Source organism: Synechococcus sp. LA31 (assembly GCF_018502385.1).
GTDB lineage: Bacteria > Cyanobacteriota > Cyanobacteriia > PCC-6307 > Cyanobiaceae > Vulcanococcus.
The window spans coordinates 2569660-2587848 of record NZ_CP075523.1 but is presented as its reverse complement, the minus strand read 5'-3'; the positions used below and the strand labels follow the sequence as shown (position 1 = coordinate 2587848).

Here is an 18189-nt window from a genome sequence, read left to right as displayed (position 1 = left end):
AACCCTAGGATCGAGCCGCCGTGTGGCCTGGTCTTGGCAGAGGTTCGCTTCCAGCAGGTCAGCAAGACCTACCCACCACGGCGGGGCAGTGCGCCCGTGCAGGTGCTCCGCCAGGTGGATCTACAGATCGCCGATGGTGAGTTCCTGGTGCTAGTGGGCCCCTCCGGCTGCGGTAAAAGCACCCTGCTGCGCCTGTTGGCAGGGCTGGAGGCCCCGACGGACGGCGACATTTTCGTAGGGGATCGCTGCGTGACCGGGCTGCGGCCCGCCCAGCGGGATGTGGCGATGGTGTTCCAGAGCTACGCGCTCTATCCCCACTTGAACGTGGCAGGCAACATCGGCTTCGGCCTGCGCCGTCAACGCCGGCGCACCCCCCTGCAGCAACTGCAAGACGGCCTGCACCAGGCCAGCCGCGGCCTGCCCCACCCTCTGCAGATCGCCTCCAGCCGCGAAGCCCGCATCGAAGCGCGGATCCAGGACGTGGCCGCCACGCTCGAGCTCGACCATCTGCTCGATCGCCTGCCCAAGGAGCTCTCTGGCGGCCAGAAGCAGCGCGTGGCCCTGGGCCGGGCCATCGCTCGCCAGCCCGCGGTGTTCCTGATGGATGAACCGCTCAGCAACCTCGACGCCAAGCTGCGCACCGGCACCCGCGCCCAGATCGTGGAGCTGCAGCGGCGGCTGGGGACCACCACGGTTTACGTGACCCACGACCAGGTGGAAGCGATGACGATGGGCCACCGCATCGCCGTGCTCAACCGCGGCCATCTCCAGCAGCTCGGCACTCCCGCCGAGCTCTACCAATGGCCCAGCAACCTGTTTGTGGCCCAGTTCATCGGCAGCCCGCCGATGAACCTGCTGCCGATGATCAGTGTGGGAGCCGGCCAACTCCAACTTGGCAGCCGCCGCTTTACACCGGAGGGGCCGATGGCGGAGGCGCTGTTGGAATGGCAGCACAAGGGTGGAAGCGAACTGCTCAGCGGCGGCCTGCGGGCCGAGCACCTGAAGCTGGCGCCTGCCACTAACCGCAATCTGGCGGCCGAGATCTGCCATGTGGAGGGGCTGGGCAACGAGCAACTGCTCACCGCGCGCCTGCTGGAGGGGGATCACTTGGTGCAGCTACGGGCCGAGCCCGATCAACAGCTTGTGCCCGGCCAGAGCATTCACCTGGAGGTGGATCCTCAGGGCTGGCGCCTGTTTGATCAAGCCGGCGAGGCCATCCCCAGGCCGAAGCCGGCTGCTGCGCCTAGGCGGGAGCCGGTGCTGCCTGAGCTGGGTTGAGCCCAGGGGCGGGCCATCACTGCCAGCTCATTTCAGCCAGATCACACTGCAGCCCTGGCCGCCATCACCCTGCTCGGCATCGCTGACCCGCTCCACATAAGGCAGCCCATCGAGCCAAGCCCGTAGGCCCCGCTTGAGCTTGCCCGTGCCGATGCCATGGATCACCCAAGTGGGGCCGTTGGCGCTGCGCAGCACCTCCTCCACCGCCGCCTCGGCTTCATGCACCCGCATGCCGCGCACATCCACCGTGTTGCGCTCGGTGCGCACATCCGGACTGCGACCACCAAAGGATTGACGGCTACGCACCTGCACCTGAGGCTTGCTGACCTCCGGCGGAGCGGGCTTTTCGCCGTTGAGGCCCTCAATCGCCGAGAGCTCGAGGTTGAGGCGCATCACGCCGCAGCGCACGGTGAGTTCGCGGCCATCAGCGGAGAGCGCCAGCACCTCCCCCGCCTTGCCCAGCGAGAGAACCCGCACCCGATCCCCCAGCGCCGGACGCCAACCCTTGTGATCACGCCGTTCGGGCTGAGGCCGGTGCTGCTGCTCCAGGGATTTGAGCCGCTGGCCGGCGCGGCGGGCCGTTTCGCCGAGGCTGGCGGTATCCAGATCGCGGCCTTGGCGGAGGCGCCGGATGGTGCGCCGCACCTCCTTCTGGCCATCGCGGATCGAGCGCTCCAACTGCTGACGGCGCTGCTCTTGCAGTTCGGCGCTTTGCTCCTTCTGCTGCTGCCAGCGCTGCAGCAGCTCTTCGTGCAGCAACTCAGTGCGGGCTAGAAGCGCCGCGGCCTCCTCGGCCGCCTCCTGCTGGCGCTGCCGCTGGTTTTCCAGGCCGGCAATCACCTGATTCACCTCTCCTTCACCACGGGGAGCCAACAGCTGTTGGGCTTCCTCCAGCACCTGGCCATCAAGCCCCAGGCGGCTGGCGATCGCCAGGGCGTTGCTGCGCCCTGGGATACCCCATTGCAGGCGATAGGTGGGCGAGAGGGTCTCCACATCGAAGGCCACGGAGGCGTTTTCAAAGCGGGCGTCGTTGTATTTGAGGGCCTTGAGCTCACCGAAGTGAGTGGTGGCGATGGTGAGCCGCGCCCGCTCCGCCAATTGGCGCAACAGGGCAATGGCCAGGGCCGTGCCTTCGGTGGGATCGGTACCGGCCCCCACCTCATCGAGCAACACCAGTGAGGCACCTGAAGCAGCCCCGAGATCAGCAGCGGCTGGGGGCAAGGCCTCCAGGATCCGGGCAATGCGGCGCACATGGCCGCTGAAGGTGGAGAGGTTTTGCTGCAACGACTGCTCATCACCGATATCGGCCAGCACCTGAGCGCACCAGGGCAGCTGCGGTGTGCCGCTGCAAGGCAAGAACAAACCGGCACGGGCCATCAGGGCCGCCAGGCCCACGCTTTTCAGGGTCACGGTTTTGCCGCCGGTGTTGGGGCCTGTGATCGCGACCACCCGCAAGCCCTCATGCACCCGCACGCTCACCGGCACCACAGGGTGGGTACCGTCGCGGCGCTCCTGCCAGAGCAGCAGGGGGTGTCGCAGCCCCTCCAGCCGCAACGGTGCCAGCGGATCGGCGACCAGCTCCGGCCGCACCGCCCCCAACCAGGCGCCGTAGCGGGCCCGGGCCAAGGCTGCATCCAACTGGAGCAGCACCTGCTGGAGATGCTCCAGCGCCGCTTGCTCGTCGCCCACCAGCGCACTGAGCTCTTGGAGCACCGCGCGCTCGGCTTCGCGCTCTTCTCCTTCGAGCTGCCGCAGCCGATTGCCCAGGGGAATCACGGCCTGGGGCTCGATAAACACCGTGCTGCCGGAGGCGGAGCTGTCGTGCACAAGGCCAGGCAACTGTCCGGCCAAGCCCGCCTTCACCGCCAACACCGGCCGGCCATTGCGCTCGGCGATCACGTTGTCCTGCAACACGGCCGCGTAACGGCGCAGCAGATCATTCAGGCGATCGCGGCGCTCCTGGCGAGCGGAGGCGATCTGACGGCGCAGCTGGGCCAGAGGCGGGCTGGCTCGATCCGCCACACGGCCGCCGTCTTCGATGCAGAAGCGCAGGCGCTGCTCGAGCTCCGGCAGCGTGCGCAATCCCTCCACCATCGCTGTGGTGACGGGGCGCAGCTCCGCATCATCGATCTGGCGGCGCAGGCGCCGGGCCGCCGCCAGGGTGGTGGCCACATCCAGCAGTTCATCAGCCCCAGCCACGCCACCTTTGGCGCAGAGCTGCACGGTGCGCTGCAGGTCTGCCACCCCCTGAAAGCTGAGGCCACCTTCGGTGAGGCCATCGAGGGCCAACAGTTCACCGGTTTGGGCTAGCCACTGCTGGCTGACCTGAAGGCTGGGGGCCAAGGGCAACTCCCGGCAGAGGCTGCGCCCAGCCGTGGTGCCGGCAAAGCCCGCCACGTGCTCACCGAGCCGGCGCCACTCGAGCAGCTCCAGAGCCTCGAGCTGGATCGGGCTCAGGGTGAGGGAAGGGAGGCGTTGCGACTTCGCAGCGGCGGCAGGCTCTGGATCTCCAAGGAGAGCAGCTGGCGCGTGCACAGAACCCCCAACCGTCACGCGCGACCCACGGCGATCGGTTCCACGCCCACATTGGAGGGCAGCCCCTCAGCTGGCTCGTAGAGCATCTCGAGCCAGTTGCCTTCCGGATCCTGCATGTAGAAGGAGGCGGTTCCATCGCGGTGGTCGTGAACCGGACCGCAGCTGTGCCCCTGCTGCACCAGCTGCTCGCGGATCCGATCCACCTCGCCCCGCTCCTGGAAGTGGAAGGCGAAGTGGGGGCCAGCGGCGCGGTAGTCCGGGCTCAGCAGGGCGATGCCTTCCCCGCTGTGGGGCCACTGCAGATAGCACCAGTCGTGGGCATCCCAGGTGAGCCTTAACCCCAGCCCCAGATAGAAAGCCTTGGCGCGGTCCATGTCCTGCACCCGCAGGGCGACATGGCCGAGTCGGTGGGTGGAGGACATGACAGACGTCAACGATCCTTCCATTGTCAACGCCGTCGTGCGCAATCGCGGGTGGGCCGGAATGATGGTGCGGGTGCGATGCCAGCGTTGAACCTCAAGCCATCCCTCCTGAGCCTGCGGGGCTGGGCGCAGCAGCAGGCCGCCGATCCCGATGGTCAGGTGCTGCTCAGCCTGATCAGCGTCGGCGGCCTCACCGCGCTCTGGGCTCTGTTCTGGCCGGTGCCCACCGAGGTGGTCGGCCGCGGGGTGGTGATCGTGCCTGGCGGCGCCACCGTGCTCGACAGCCGCGCTGAAGGTCAGATCCGCGAGCTCAACGTGAAGGTGGGCGATCGAGTGCGCAAAGGCCAGTTGCTGATCGTGCTCGATCAGCCGGCGCTGGAAAAGCAGTTGGAACGCCAGGAGCGCGACCTGCGCGAACTCGAGCAGATCAACAGCGACCTGAACCGCCGCGACGCGATCCGGCTGGCGGCAGCCCGCGAGGTGCGCGACACAGCCCTACGGAAGCTGGAACGGGAGCGGCAACGGGTGCGCAGCCTGCAGGGCACCTATGCCCAGAAAGTGGCCGACTTCGCCCACCTCGCCAAAACGGACGTGGTGGCCCCCCTGGGCCAGGAGGTGGTGGCCACCTCCGATCGCAACACCCAGCTGCAAGTGGAGCTCGATGAGCTCACCATCCGCGAAAAGGATGTGATCAGCGCTTACACCAAGGTGAAGCTCGACATCGACACCGAGCAGCAGCAGCGGCGCTTCCGCATCGACAACACCCGCCGTGAAGTGCGCGTGAGCGAGGCCCGCCTCCAATACGAGGGCAACCTCACCGCCAAACGCGACGGCAGCATCCTCGATCTGCAGGTGATCCGCGGCCAAACGGTGAAACCGGGGCAGCGCCTGGGCACCCTGGGCTCATCCGCCGCCACAGACACCAACGAACCACCCCCAGCCCTCCAGGCCATCGCCTACTTCCACCCCGCCGATGCCCGACGTCTGCAGCACGGCCAGGGCATTGAGGTGGTGCCCGACTGGCAGCAGCGCGGTCGCTTCGGTGGGATTCAGGGTGTGGTGGAACGGGTGAGCCTGCTGCCGGCCACCCCGGAAGACATCAACACCACCATGGGCAACCCGCCCCTGGCCCAGTCGCTGGTGGCCAGTGGCCCGGTGATCCGCAGCAGCATCAAGCTGCGCCCCAAGCCCAACAGCGACGACGGCTACCGCTGGACCCTCTCCAACGGCAGCAGCGTGTTTCCCATTCGCGAAGGCCTCACCCTCAAGGCGCACGCCTACGTGGAATGGCGCACACCGGTGAGCTATCTGCTGCCGATCCTGCGCGATCTCACCGGCACCTACCGCACCCCCCGGCTCGACCGGCAGCAGGATCAACCCAGCCGGCGCCAGGAGGGCACGCTGCCATGAAACGGGAATGGCCCTTTCTCGCCTTGGAGGTGCTGTTTCTGGTGGTGCTGCTGCAGAGCAACGCCCCGGAGGTGTGGTTTTGGTTCATCGCCCTGCTGGTGCTGCTCGGCTGGCGCAGCCTCGCTCTGCGCCAGCGGCTGATCCAACGCCGCGCTACGGCTGAGGCTGCAGCTGCTGCACCAGAGCCGCCGGCAGCGTGATCGGCAGGGTGAGATCCTGCTGCGGCTGATCGGGCACCGGCTGCAGTTGCCGCAGCATGCGGGCGTAGCTGAGGTTGGCGAGGGTGGTGGATTCGGCGATGCCCTCCATCGATCGGGTGAGCAGGGTGATCGTTTCACTCACGTCGGTGTAATCAGCCAGGCCCAGCTGGTAGCGGGCGCGGGCATCACGGAAGGCTTCCCGGGAGGCGCGGTAAGAGGCCTCCGCGGCGGCCAGCTGGCTGAGCGACGCGCGGTAGTCGTAGAAGGCAGTTTCGAGCTCCTGGCGGATCTGGTTGCGTTGGCGGGCCAGCCGCTGCAGCACCGCCTCGGCGGCGGCGCGACTCGCCTGGGCGGCTCCGCTCGACACCCCGGCATCAAACAAACGCCAGTGCAAACGCAGGCCGGCCACCCAATCGGCGCTCTGACCGGAGAGCTGGGGGATGTTCGTCGCGGAGCAACAGCCCTCGAGGTCAATCACCGGCTTGGTGATCACATCCGTGCCACCGCCTCCGGCGGCAAACAGGTTCAAACTCGGCAGCAACTGTGCCTGGCGGCGATCGGCCTGACGCATCAGCGCATTGCGCTCCGCCGCGAGCTGCTCCAGCGAAGGGTTGTCGCGCAGGCCGGCCAGCACCGTTGCATCCAGCGGCAAGGGCCAGGCCGGCTGCAGCTCCACCTGCGTTTCAGCCAGCAGCAGCGTGCCAAAGGCCACGTTGAGCAAATTGGTGAGGGCCTGGCGGCGGCTGAGGCGCATGGCCTCGGCCTGCTCCTGGCGGAAGCGGCTTTGCTGCAGCGCCGCCTCCGCCCGCAACAGATCCAGCCTCGGCACCAGGCCAGCACCTTTGAGCGCCGCCACCTGGTCGCGCACCAGGCTGTCATTGCGCACCACCGCCTCACGGATGCGGAGCAACTGCTCAGCGAGCTGCAGGCCGTAGTACGCCTCGCTCACCTTCAGTTGCAACTCCCGCAGGGCATCGCCGTACTGGCGCAGGGCTGCCGAGAGGCGCTGATCCTGTTCAGCCAGGGCGGCCCCCCGCTCGAAGCTGATCAGCTCCCAATCCATATCGAGGCTGCCCCAGCCGCTGCCGCGGTTGGTCTGGATGCGGCTCCAGCCGTCCGGCTCCACCAGAAACGGCGACGTGGGGGGATACAGACCCGCGTTGTCCTGCAGCACCAGGTTGGTGTCGCTGCGCTGGGAGAACGCGCCACCCAGGTTGAGCCCGAGCCGCGGCCAGAAGCGCCCTAGCACCGAGCGTTTGAGGCCACGCATCTGGGCGATCTGGGCGCGCCGCTCAGCCAGCTCTGGATTGTTAGCCACCGCCACCTCCAGGGCCTGCGCCAAGGAGAGCACCCGTTCTTGAACCTGATCGACAGCTGAGGCCGAGAGGGGCAAGGCAGCCGGGTCGGGAGCGCGCAGGGCTGGATCCGCCAAATCGAAGGCACGCTCAGGCGCAACGGCACCAGGACTGAGCGCCCCATCCAACGCCTGGAGATCGCGCTCAAAGGCGGCCAGCGAACGCAGCAAACCCGGCGACGGTGGCAGGCCGCTTGAGGCCGTGGGAGGTGACGCCCTGGCTGGATCCACCAGAGGCCCCATCGGCATCAGAGCGGCCCAGAGCAGCCCAGCCCAGCGGACGCGCACCATCACTTTGCGGGGCCTTGCTCAGTCACCGGCGGGGCAGCCTCCCGCCGGGCCGCCTGGGCCAGATCGTGGAGCCCCACGCTGGTGCGCGCCAGGCAGCCAATCGAAAAGCAGATGCAGGCGCTGCCCAGCAGGCCCCAGTGAACCCGGCCGCTGTTGGCATGGATCTTGGTGACCATCAGCACCACCGCCACCGCCGTGGCCCAGGGAATGCCGATGATCAACAGCACCGAGGAGCGACTCATCTCAGCAGCGCTCAGTGCAGCACCAGGTGCTCAAGCTGTTGCTCAGCCGCTGTGCGGCGGCGGTTGAGCTGCGCCAGCACCCACGACACTTTGCAAACGCAGCCGATCGAAAAACAGATCGCGGCGCTGCCGAGCAGGCCCCAGCCATGGCCATGCAAGCTGAAATCCTCGGCCAACAGCAGGCGCAGGGCCAAGAGCGCCATCAGAGTCGCCGCCACCCAGGGGCCGTGCACCCACAGCAGCAGATAACGGGCCATCGAACCTCACACGGCTGCCGGTGCCCCAGGAGGATCGCACTCCCAGGGCTCCACGCCAACCGTGCTGCCGCAGAACTCAGCTCAACCCTGACGCAACCATTCGGCCGCATCGCAGGCGTGATACGTGAGGATCAGATCGGCGCCGGCGCGCTTGAAGCAGAGCAGGGTTTCCAGCACCACGGCACGCTCATCGATCCAGCCTTTTTCAGCGGCTGCTTTCACCATCGCGTATTCGCCGCTCACGTTATAAGCCGCGATCGGCAGCTCGCTCTCCTCGCGCAAGCGGTGAATGATGTCGAGGTAAGCCAGTCCAGGCTTCACCATCATGATGTCGGCGCCTTCTTGCTCATCGAGCTGGGCCTCGGTGATGGCTTCGCGGGCGTTAGCCGGATCCATCTGATAGGTGGATTTGTCTTTGGGGATCGGCTTGCTAGCCGTGGCACGAGGCGCTGAATCCAGGGCTTCACGGAAGGGCCCGTAATAAGCAGAGGCGTATTTGGCCGTATAGCTGATGATCCCAACGTGCTCGAAGCCCTCCTCATCGAGGGCTTCGCGGATGGCGCCGACGCGGCCATCCATCATGTCGCTGGGGCCGATCAGATCCGCACCGGCGCGGGCTTGAGCCACGGCCTGCTTGCAGAGGATCGCCACCGTTTCATCGTTGAGAACCACGCCCTCACCGCTCACGATGCCGTCGTGGCCGTCGCAGGAATAGGGATCAAGGGCCACGTCGGTCATGATCGCCATGCCGGGATGCACTTCCTTGAGACGGCGGATCGCCCGGGGGATCAAACCGCCCTCGTTGAAGCACTCGGCGCCGTCTTCGGTTTTCAGTCCGTCCGCCACCTTCGGGAACAGCACCACGCAGCGGATGCCCAGATCCCAGGCGCGGCCTACTTCCTGCACCAGCCCCTCGAGGCTCCAGCGCTGGCAACCGGGCATGGCGCCGATGGGCTCGTTGCTAGCCCCCTCGTGCACGAACAGCGGGTAGATGAAGTCGGCCGCGCTAAGGGAGGTCTCACGCACCATCGCCCGCAAAGCAGGCGAACGGCGGAGACGACGGGGGCGGTAGGTGAGCTCCATCAGGGCAGACGCAGGGTCGGCAAGCAGGGGCGGATCCTACGGAGCCTGGCGATCAACTCACATCCAGCTCCACCTTCATCACATCCACAGGGCCACGTCCCTCGGCGTTGAGCTCCTTGGCGGCGCGCAGGGCCGCTTCATGGGCGTGAAACAGATGAGCCAGCTCCGGCTCTGCCACCTCCACCAGCGCCTGGCCATCCGCCGCAATCGCAAGGAAGGCCCCACTGGCCTGCACCTGAATCACGTAGCGCTCTGGCTGGGTGCAGTCGTGGGGGTGGGCCGGATCGAGGTGAGGCTACCAGAAATGGAGCACCGGCTCACACAGAAAGCATGGTTGTCACACGGTAGTCAATTCCGGCAAGTCGGCCGCCCTCTTCACACATAGGATATTGCAACTCATTCGCAATAGCGAGGTGCCATGGCTGCATCGGCCTGGCTGGTGGATCTGCCCACAGGCGCAACCGCCACGGTGGAGTCGCTCGCAGCGGATGCGGGATTGAGGCAGCGACTCGAAGCGCTTGGCTTACGGCCAGGGCAAGCGGTGCAGGTGCTCCGGCGGGGCTGGTGGTCGGGCCCGTTGCACGTCCGCGTGGGCATGACCGAACTGATGCTGCGCCGCCGCGAAGCCGCTCGGGTGAGCCTGGCCGCATGAGCACCATTGCCGTACTCGGCATGCCCAACACGGGCAAGTCGACCCTGTTCAACCGGCTCACCGGCCACCACGCACAGATCGGCAACTGGCCCGGCCTCACAGTTGATCTGATGCAAGCCGATCTGCAGCTGGCGGGGCGCACCCTCCAGCTGGTCGATTTACCAGGCATCTACGACCTACGCGGCCACAGTGACGACGAGGCGGTAGTGCGCCGCTTCCTCGAGCGCACCCCCGTGGATTTGGTGTTGGTGGTGCTCAACGCCAGCCAACTCGACCGGCAGCTGAGGCTGGCGTTGCAGGTGCAACAGCTGGGCTTGCCCGCGGTGCTGGCCCTCAACATGGCGGACGAAGCGGCCCGCTTCGGGGTCCATATCAACGCCCCACTGCTGGGCGAGGCACTCGCACAACCGGTGCTGACCCTGAGCGCGAAATATCGACAAGGCCTCGACGCCCTGCAACACACCCTGCTGACGCAGTTGGAGGCGGGGCATGGGAGGGAAGCCGCCGTGCCTGAACAGCTGGAGGAACGTCTGGCCGCCGCCGACGCCGCGCTTGATGGCGCCATGGCTCAGCTGGTTGAGCGCTGCGTCACCCTGCCGGGACGATGGCGCGACAGCCGCAGCCGACGCCTTGACGCCGTGCTGCTTCACCCAGTGCTGGGGCTGCCGCTGTTCTTCCTGGCCATGGCCTTGATGTTCCAGGTCATCTATGCCGTTGGAGTGCCCGCGCAGGAAGGCCTGGCAGCTCTGCTCGATCAGTTCGGGCAACTGGTGCTCAAGCCCCTACTGGCGCCCCTGCCCACCCTGGTGCAGGGATTCCTGCTGGAAGGGCTGTATCAGGGCCTGGGCACGGTGATGGCCTTCCTGCCGGTGATCGCGCTCTTTTTTCTGGCCATGGGCGTGGTCGAAGACAGCGGCTACCTCTCGCGAGCGGCCTATCTCATGGACGCCTTCATGGAGCGGCTCGGCCTCGATGGCCGCAGCTTCGTGCTCTCGCTGATGGGCTTCGGCTGCAACGTGCCGGCCATCCTCGGCACGCGGGTGATGCGCGATCGGGGCCTGCGGCTGCTCTCGATGCTGGTGATTCCCTTCTCGCTTTGCTCGGCGCGCCTCAACGTTTTCCTCTTCATGTCGGCGGTTTTCTTCCCGCCCCGCCTTGGCGGCCTGGTGATCTTTGGGCTGTATTTGATCAGCTTCGCGGCAGCGCTGCTCACAGCCCTGCTCTTTCGCGGCCGGTTCCCAAATAACGAACCGCTTGTTCTGGAACTTCCTCCCTACCGCTTACCCACAGCCGGCCAGATGGCCAGCCGCGCCTGGAGCGAAGTGAAGCACTTCTGGCTGTGGTCACGCCGCTTCATCGTCCTGGGCGTGGTGGCGGTGTGGCTACTCAACAATCTGCCGGTGGGCGTCGATCCCGCATCGAACGCAAGCCTGGCCGGCCGGCTTGGCAGCTTCACCCAGCCAGTGCTGGCGCCAATCGGCATCAACCCCAAGCTGGCGGTAGCCCTGCTGTTTGGCTTCATCGCCAAAGAGATTGTGCTGGGGGGGCTGGCCGTGATTTATGGGCAAGGTGATCCTGGGGCGCTGGGTCTGGCCATCGCCGCTGATGTGAGCTGGCCTCAGGCGTTGAGCTTCATGCTGTTCACCCTGCTGTACACCCCCTGCCTCTCCACGGTGGCGGTGATCCGAAGCGAATCCAAACGGCTGAGCTTCACCTTGCTCAGCGTGGGATGGTCGCTCTTGCTGGCCTGGCTGGTGTGCCTGGTGTTCTTCCAGGCGGTCACCCGCCTGAGCTGAATCAGGTCCAGTTGCCGCCAAACATGTCGTCGTAGCCCTCGTAGGGGTCGTACTCGGACCAGCCTGGGCTGGCCTCGTTGAACAGGCCGTAGCGGGCGTCCTCATCGTCCATCAACGTGTTGCCGGTGGGCTCTGTGTTGCACGTGACGCCACCACCGGGGGCCGGCTGACAATCCGTGAATTCCACCCCGGCATAGCCAGGCCAGGCCGCAAGGAGCACCGTGAGCGACAACAGGACGCGGAGCATGGTGGGCATGCGGCTGCACCTGAGATGATGGCTGGCGCTTCTCAGCCTGACAGCGATGTACACCGATTGGACCGCCGTTGCACTGCTGCTGCTGACCGCGGCCCCCTTGTTGGTGGTCGTAGCCACCGCCGCCTTTTTCATCTGGCGCCAGAAGTCGAAGCGCTGATGTCGCTGCGGAGCCCTTTGGGCAGGCGCTGACAGAGGTCTAGCTCCGGCGACAGGGCAGGATCCGATACGCCAAACACCCTCTCAAACACTGGGGGCTGCCCCTGCCCAAGACACGACAAGCAGGTGCGGTAACCAGCCGATTCGGTGCGCAGCACTCCGCTCCCTCCGCAGCAGGGACAGGATTCGCCCCTTGGCGGCTGCGCTCCTCGCTGAGGGCTGTTCATGGTGGGTTGCGATCAGTGGGATCACTCTGGGGAGTTTTCACCCGTTTGATCCCAAAGCCTTCCTTAAGGCTTCAGGGCGAGCAGCCGGCAAGCGCAGCCAGCAACTGATCGAGGCTGAGCGCCTGCAGCAGTTCCGCGCTGCTGAGGCGGCTGCCGGGATTCACGAGCGTCAGAGTGGCGGCCATACGCCCCACCACGGCCGCCGCATCCAACCCTTGAGCACGCAGGCCATCGAGATCAAGCCCCCCATCGCGCTTGGAGAGTCGCTGCCCGTTTCCGTCGCGCCAAAGGGGCAAATGCCAGTAACGGGGTGACTGCCCTTCCAAGGCCTGCATCACAGCCAGCTGCGGCGCTGTGGCCTGGACAAGATCATCGCCACGCACAACATCACTGATGCCTAGGGCTAGTTCATCAACGGCCGTGGCTAGGTGGTAGGCGATGAAGCCATCGGCTCTGCGCAGCACAACATCACCCACCTGCGATTGGGCATCGAGGCAGCACTGCCCACCCGTGGCCGTGGCAAGCGGCTCCGGCCAGCAGAGCGAGCCTGGATTGAGCTGCAAACGCCAGCTGGGTAGTCGCCCATCCCGAAGCCCCCAATCAGCGCCGCCGTAACGGCACCAGCCCGGATACACGGGCGTGATGCCATGCGGGGCCGAAATATCCGCCAGCATGCGGCGGCTGCAGCGGCAGGGGTAGAGCTGCCCAGTGCGGCGCAAGCTGGAGAGCACGGAGGAATAAAGCCCCCGCCGCTCACTCTGGCGAATGAGCGGACCATCCCAGCCCAGCCCCAGCCAGGTGAGATCACGCAGGATGGAGGCCTCAGCCCCGGGTCGGTTGCGCGGGGTATCGAGATCATCGATGCGCAGGAGCCACTCTCCACCCTGCAGGCGCGTGATCAGCCATGACACCAGGGCGGTGCGCAGGTTGCCGAGGTGCAACCGCCCCGTTGGGGATGGGGCATAGCGCCCGCGGCATCCCCTGGGAGCAGACAACTGGCGCTGCAGATGCTCAGGCAACACAGCAAGTTGGGCATGCATGGGCCCGTTCAGCATCCTTCACGGGCCCATGCCGCGAAGGCAGGGCAACAAAAAAGCGGCCTGCCGGCCGCTTGTGAGGTCGAATGCTGCAGAGATCGCCAAGGGGCGATCAGCCCTGCACGCGGTCCTTGAACATCTTGCCGGCAGTGAAGGCAGGCACACGCTTGGCGGGAATCTTGATCTTGTCGCCGGTCTTGGGGTTCAGACCCTGACGGGCGGAGCGCTCGCGAGGTTCGAAGGAACCGAAGCCCAGGATCGACACCTTCTTACCTTCCACCACCGAATCAATGATGGTGTCGATAGCGGCATCAACCACTTGGGCCACGTCGGTCTTGGTCAGCTCGGTGCGGGCAGCAACGAGGTTGACGAGGTCAGCTTTGTTCATCGGAGTGGGAAGCCTCTGGGTCAGTAGCAGCCGGGCGGCTCGGGAACACCGACCGCCACTGGGTTCAGCGCGCCAATGGTATGGGGGTTCGCAAGGCCCGGCAACCATCGAACCCCTTCTAGCGCCAAGGTTTTGCCACTTTGACGACCGTGACGGCCCTCGATCGAGGATCAGTCGCCGCCTAAACGGCTTCCTCCGCCTCCAACGCCTGAAGGTTGATCTGATCGATCAACCGCCGGGCTGAGGGCACCAATGCCTCACCCCTGAGGGCCCCGAGACCGGCGCCACTGGCCAGCCAATCGGGCTGATCAGGCGGCAGCCAAACTCGGAGCCGCTCGAGACTGCGCAACCAGCGCCCCCAATGAAAACTGCGGCGGGTGCGCAGCGGCGCCGCACACCCCGGAGCAACCGGGCTCAGCAAGCGGCCGCAGAAGAGCAGCGAGGGCCGTTCTTGCTCCTCTGCTGCCAGCAACACCGCCGAACCAGGACTGGGGCCCGGCGTCCACAGCAACCTCAGGCCAGCCTCAAGCTCTGACTCAGCAGAAAAGTGGATTAACTGCTGCACCCCAGGCAACAGGTAGGCCTCCTGCTCCTGCACATGCACCGGCCAGCCCAGCGCCTCTTGAAACCGGCGCAGGCGGCCATGGCCTTCCCGACCGGTCAGCACAATCCGTCCAGCGGGGCGCGCCTGCAAAAACGCCAGGTTGGCTTCGTTGAAGGCGGGGCAATCGATCAACACACCGGCACCGTGGCCGCTGGCCGGCTCAAGCCACCAGGCACTGCCCCCCTGGCTTTCGCGACTGGGAGCGAACAACCAAAGCCCGGTCTGCACTTGCCGGGGCGAACGCCCTGCCGGGGTGGCTTGTGCTTGGAGCCGTGACATGCAGGGCAGAACGCACCAACTCCACCTAGCTTGTGGCAGAGGCCACCGGGATCCGTTGCGCACGATCCGACTGGGACAACCCTGGCCCCTCGGGTCGATCGCCACGGGCCATGGGGTGAACTTCGCCCTTGTTGCCCCGATGGCCACACGGGTTGAGCTGCTGCTGTTTGCCAACGGCAATGCCCCTGAGCCCGAACAGGTGGTGGAGCTGGATCACCGGCACCGATCCGGCGACATCTGGCACGCCGAAGTTGAAGGGATCGGCATTGGCTGCTGCTACGCCTATCGGGTGTTCGGCCCCCTGCAGCCAGGACGCCACGGCTTCAATCCGTCCAAGCTGCTGCTCGATCCCTGCGCCCGTGCCATCACGGGCTGGGATGTCTACCGGCGGATGGATGCCATCGGTGCAATACCCAACACTGCGAGCTGCCTGAAGGGGGTGGTTACCGAGCGCGACCGCTTCGATTTCAGCGCCGCACCCCGACCCCGCCACAGCTGGCAGCGCACGGTGATCTACGAGCTGCACGTGGGGGGCTTCAGCCGCGGTACCGGCAGCCCAGTGAGCGAAAGCGCTCGCGGAACCTATCTAGGCCTGATCGAAACCATCCCCTATCTCAAGGAGCTGGGCATCACCACGGTGGAGCTGCTGCCGGTGATGGCCTTCGACCCCCACGATGCGCCGGCGGGGCGACTCAACTACTGGGGCTACAGCCCCTTGAGCTGGATGGCGCCCCACCACGCCTATCAGCAGGGCAACAACCCCCTAGAGATCCGCCAGCAGGTGCGACAGCTGGTCACGGCATGCCACCAGGCGGGTTTAGAGGTGCTCGTGGATGTGGTGTACAACCACACCTGTGAGGGCAACCAGGCGGGTCCAACCCTCAGCTGGCGCGGCATCGATGACCGCAATTACTACCACCAGAACGCCAAGGGCGACTACTTGGATGTGAGCGGCTGCGGCAACTCGATCGCCGCCAACCGCCCGCATGCCCGCCGCCTGATCCTCGAATCGATGCGCTGCTGGGCACTGGAGCTGGGGGTGGATGGCTTCCGATTCGATCTCGGCATCGCCCTGAGCCGAGGCGAGGACCTAGCCCCCCTCGATCAGCCACCGCTGTTTGAAGAGATCGAGGCCGATCCGGAACTCTCCGATCTGAAGCTGGTAAGCGAACCCTGGGATTGCGGAGGCCTTTACCGCCTGGCCGACTTCCCCGCCCGGCGCATCGGCGCCTGGAACGGCCGCTTCCGCGACGATGTGCGCCGCTTCTGGAAAGGAGATGAGCGCAGCTGCTGGCCCATGGGGCAGCGCATCGCCGGCAGCCCGGATCTCTTTGGAGGGATCCCGGCCCTACTGGGCCGCAGCATCACCTTCCTCACTGCCCACGACGGCTTCACCCTGGCTGATCTGGTGAGCTACAGCCGGAAACACAACCTGGCCAATGGCGAAGACAACCGCGACGGCGACAACCACAACAACAACTGGAATCACGGAGCGGAGGGTCCCAGTAGCGATCCAGCCGTGCAGGCCCTCCGCAACCGCCAGCTGCGCAACCTGCTCAGCACCCTGTTGCTCAGCCCTGGCGTGCCGATGCTGCTGATGGGTGATGAGGTGCGCCGCAGCCAGGGAGGCAACAACAACGCCTGGTGCCAGAACAACTTGCTCGGCTGGATGCACTGGCAGCCCGATGAGGGCGATCTGGCCCTGAAGCTGTTTGTGCGGCGGTTAATCCACCTGCGCCATCACCTGGCGGATCTGCTCAACCCGGAGATTCCCCACGCGGAAGCCGGCAAAGCGCTGCGATTCGATCAACCCGGACACCTGCTGCGCCAATGGGATGGCGTGAAGCTGGGTCAGCCCGACTGGGCCAACTGGTCACACACCCTGGCCTGGAGCCTGAACGACCGCGACCGCGGCCCCCTGCTCTGGTGCGGCATGAACGCCTACCACCAGGACCTGAGCTTCGAGATTCCGACCAGCCCGAGCGGCTGGTGCCGCGTGATCGACACCCATCAGCTTCCGGGTGACGACCTACCAGCACACCCACCGGATGCGGTGGGCAGCAGCATTCCAATCGGCAGCCGCAGCCTGGTGCTGCTGGCTGCGAAGCCGCTGATGGAGGGCCATCAGCTGTAAACGAGGAGAAGCGGGCTGCGGGAATCGAACCCGCATCATCAGCTTGGAAGGCTGAGGTTTTACCACTAAACTAAGCCCGCAGCAGTACAAACGCACCATGCGCTCGTCGCTGGACTGGCGTGTTCTTGGTTTCACGCCGGTTGCAGCATTATGACCTGCGTTCGGAACAGTGTCCTTGCCTGCCGTCCCTTCTGAAGCCCCAGCAGCTCCGTTCGATGCTGCCAGCCTCAGGGGGGCCAGCCGTCTGAGGCTGCTGATGGCCTACGGCCTCGGCGATGCCGGCACAGGCATGGCCGCCTCGCTGATTGGCTTCTACCTCTTCATTTTTTACACCGCAGCAGCGGGCCTACCGGCCTGGATGGCGGGCCTGGTGCTGATGCTGGCCCGGCTCTGGGATGCCGTGAACGACCCGATCGTGGGCTGGCTGAGCGACAAAACCCAAAGCCGCTGGGGGCCCCGCCTGCCCTGGCTGGTGGGCAGCGCTCTGCCGCTCGGGATCGCGATGGCTCTGATGTGGTGGCTGCCGCCTGGAAGCGACTGGGTGCGCTTCTGGGTGTTCGTGGCCGTGTCGGTGCTGGCGAACAGCCTTTACACCTGCGTGAATCTTCCCTACGCGGCCCTAGCGGCGGAGCTCACCACCGAGGTGTCGCTGCGCACGCGGCTCAACATGGCCCGATTCACCGGCTCGATCACCGCCGGGCTCGTGGGGATCGTGCTGGGAGGCGTGCTGCTGCGCGACCACCAGAACCCAGAGAGCTACTGGCAGGTGGGCGTGCTCTCCGGCTTGATCATCACGGTGTGCACGTTGCTCTGTGCCTGGGGCATCGCGCCCGCCGCCCGCCACTGCCAGCAACCGACGGCCCAGAGCGGCACCACCCGGCGCCTGCTGAAGCGGGTCCGCAGCAACGGCCGCTTCATGCGGGTGCTGGGCCTTTACCTGCTGCTCTGGTGTGCACTCCAGATCATGCAGACCGCTGCGCTGATCTACCTGCCTGTGGTGATGCGGGTGCCGGAGGGTTGGAGCAACTGGATCCTGCTGCCCTTCCAGATCAGCACCCTCGTTGGCCTGCAAGTGTGGACGGCTGTGTCCCACCAGCGAGGACGGATCCGCGCCCTGCTCTTGGGCAGCGGCCTGTGGGTGGCTGGCTGCCTGGGCGCCATGGTGCTGGCTCCGCTCGATGCCGCCATCACACCGTTGGGGTCGCTCGGCAATGGGGTGCGGCTATCGCTGCTGCTGATCACGATCATGGTGGTGGGCCTGGGCGCCTCCACGGCCTATTTGATCCCCTGGGCGCTCTTGCCCGACGCGATCGACGCCGACCCCGAGAAACCAGCCGGCCAATACAGCGCCTGGATGGTGTTCACCCAGAAGATCTGCATCAGCTTCGCCCTCTTCTTCTTCGGCAACCTGATGAGCCTCAGCGGCTATGTGGCCTCGCGCGGCATGCTGCAACCCGATAGCGCCCTGGTGGCCATTCGCCTCTGCATGGGCATCATTCCTGCAGTTCTGGTGGTTCTGGGGCTTGTGGTGATGCGCCGCTGGCCTGAGAAGACTCTGCATCTGCAGCACCACCCCAGCGCCAGCTGA

Annotated in this window: 18 protein-coding genes and 1 tRNA gene; 7 read left to right on the top strand and 12 right to left on the bottom strand. The window is 66.1% G+C overall.

The window, feature by feature from the left end; all coding sequences use genetic code 11:
• The first annotated feature begins 33 nt into the window (after positions 1–33).
• Positions 34–1278, top strand: coding sequence for an ABC transporter ATP-binding protein (locus KJJ24_RS13990; protein ID WP_214339633.1), 1245 nt, complete (start codon positions 34–36; stop codon positions 1276–1278).
• 27 nt (positions 1279–1305) lie between these two features.
• On the opposite strand, the gene KJJ24_RS13985 is transcribed toward KJJ24_RS13990, so the two are convergent.
• Together KJJ24_RS13985 and KJJ24_RS13980 are read right to left on the bottom strand one after the other, a co-directional pair.
• Positions 1306–3735, bottom strand: coding sequence for an endonuclease MutS2 (locus tag KJJ24_RS13985; protein WP_214343740.1), 2430 nt, complete (start codon positions 3733–3735; stop codon positions 1306–1308).
• A 92-nt stretch (positions 3736–3827) separates the two neighbouring features.
• On the bottom strand, positions 3828–4235 hold the full coding sequence (locus tag KJJ24_RS13980; protein ID WP_214339632.1) for a VOC family protein: 408 nt from the start codon (positions 4233–4235) through the stop codon (positions 3828–3830).
• 78 nt (positions 4236–4313) lie between these two features.
• On the opposite strand from KJJ24_RS13980, the gene KJJ24_RS13975 reads away from it, so the two are divergent.
• Together KJJ24_RS13975 and KJJ24_RS13970 are read left to right on the top strand one after the other, a co-directional pair.
• Positions 4314–5645 (top strand): NHLP bacteriocin system secretion protein, encoded by a 1332-nt coding sequence (locus KJJ24_RS13975; protein WP_214339631.1) that lies wholly within the window; start codon positions 4314–4316, stop codon positions 5643–5645.
• The gene (locus KJJ24_RS13970; RefSeq protein WP_214339630.1) at positions 5642–5845 is read left to right on the top strand and encodes a hypothetical protein; all 204 of its coding nucleotides are present in this window, start codon (positions 5642–5644) and stop codon (positions 5843–5845) included. The genes KJJ24_RS13975 and KJJ24_RS13970 overlap by 4 nt, the downstream gene beginning before the upstream one ends.
• On the opposite strand, the gene KJJ24_RS13965 is transcribed toward KJJ24_RS13970, so the two are convergent.
• The 5 genes from KJJ24_RS13965 to KJJ24_RS13945 form a co-directional block, all read right to left on the bottom strand.
• A complete protein-coding gene (locus tag KJJ24_RS13965; protein WP_214339629.1) occupies positions 5799–7490 on the bottom strand; it encodes a TolC family protein in 1692 nt (563 codons plus the stop codon). The genes KJJ24_RS13970 and KJJ24_RS13965 overlap by 47 nt on opposite strands.
• The gene (locus tag KJJ24_RS13960) at positions 7490–7732 is read right to left on the bottom strand and encodes a hypothetical protein (protein ID WP_214339628.1); all 243 of its coding nucleotides are present in this window, start codon (positions 7730–7732) and stop codon (positions 7490–7492) included. The genes KJJ24_RS13965 and KJJ24_RS13960 overlap by 1 nt, the downstream gene beginning before the upstream one ends.
• An 11-nt stretch (positions 7733–7743) precedes the next feature.
• Positions 7744–7989 carry a hypothetical protein gene (locus KJJ24_RS13955; RefSeq protein WP_214339627.1) on the bottom strand — a complete coding sequence of 82 codons (246 nt, stop codon included), beginning with the start codon at positions 7987–7989 and terminating at the stop codon, positions 7744–7746.
• 81 nt (positions 7990–8070) lie between these two features.
• Positions 8071–9072 (bottom strand): porphobilinogen synthase, encoded by a 1002-nt coding sequence (gene hemB, locus KJJ24_RS13950; RefSeq protein ID WP_214339625.1) that lies wholly within the window; start codon positions 9070–9072, stop codon positions 8071–8073.
• A gap of 52 nt (positions 9073–9124) precedes the next feature.
• Positions 9125–9316, bottom strand: a complete 192-nt coding sequence (locus tag KJJ24_RS13945) for a hypothetical protein (protein ID WP_214339623.1) — start codon at positions 9314–9316, stop codon at positions 9125–9127.
• 174 nt (positions 9317–9490) lie between these two features.
• On the opposite strand from KJJ24_RS13945, the gene KJJ24_RS13940 reads away from it, so the two are divergent.
• Positions 9491–9724 (top strand): FeoA family protein, encoded by a 234-nt coding sequence (locus KJJ24_RS13940; RefSeq protein ID WP_214339621.1) that lies wholly within the window; start codon positions 9491–9493, stop codon positions 9722–9724.
• Complete coding sequence (gene feoB / locus KJJ24_RS13935) at positions 9721–11520, top strand: ferrous iron transport protein B (RefSeq protein ID WP_214339619.1); 1800 nt, start codon at positions 9721–9723, stop codon at positions 11518–11520. The genes KJJ24_RS13940 and feoB overlap by 4 nt, the downstream gene beginning before the upstream one ends.
• 1 nt (position 11521) lies before the next feature.
• On the opposite strand, the gene KJJ24_RS13930 is transcribed toward feoB, so the two are convergent.
• The 4 genes from KJJ24_RS13930 to KJJ24_RS13915 form a co-directional block, all read right to left on the bottom strand.
• A complete protein-coding gene (locus tag KJJ24_RS13930; RefSeq protein WP_214343738.1) occupies positions 11522–11767 on the bottom strand; it encodes a hypothetical protein in 246 nt (81 codons plus the stop codon).
• A 463-nt stretch (positions 11768–12230) separates the two neighbouring features.
• Positions 12231–13199, bottom strand: coding sequence for a tRNA glutamyl-Q(34) synthetase GluQRS (gene gluQRS / locus KJJ24_RS13925; protein WP_250544800.1), 969 nt, complete (start codon positions 13197–13199; stop codon positions 12231–12233).
• A gap of 109 nt (positions 13200–13308) precedes the next feature.
• Positions 13309–13584 carry an HU family DNA-binding protein gene (locus KJJ24_RS13920; RefSeq protein ID WP_214339615.1) on the bottom strand — a complete coding sequence of 92 codons (276 nt, stop codon included), beginning with the start codon at positions 13582–13584 and terminating at the stop codon, positions 13309–13311.
• Positions 13585–13765: 181 nt separating this feature from the next.
• Positions 13766–14467 (bottom strand): MBL fold metallo-hydrolase, encoded by a 702-nt coding sequence (locus KJJ24_RS13915; RefSeq protein ID WP_214339613.1) that lies wholly within the window; start codon positions 14465–14467, stop codon positions 13766–13768.
• Between the two features lie 55 nt (positions 14468–14522).
• Between KJJ24_RS13915 and KJJ24_RS13910 the strand changes: the two genes are divergently transcribed.
• Positions 14523–16601, top strand: coding sequence for a glycogen-debranching protein (locus KJJ24_RS13910; protein WP_371811743.1), 2079 nt, complete (start codon positions 14523–14525; stop codon positions 16599–16601).
• A 9-nt stretch (positions 16602–16610) separates the two neighbouring features.
• Here the strand turns inward: KJJ24_RS13910 and KJJ24_RS13905 are convergent.
• A tRNA-Gly gene (locus KJJ24_RS13905) sits at positions 16611–16681 on the bottom strand.
• 176 nt (positions 16682–16857) lie between these two features.
• On the opposite strand from KJJ24_RS13905, the gene KJJ24_RS13900 reads away from it, so the two are divergent.
• Positions 16858–18189, top strand: a complete 1332-nt coding sequence (locus tag KJJ24_RS13900; protein WP_250544799.1) for an MFS transporter — start codon at positions 16858–16860, stop codon at positions 18187–18189.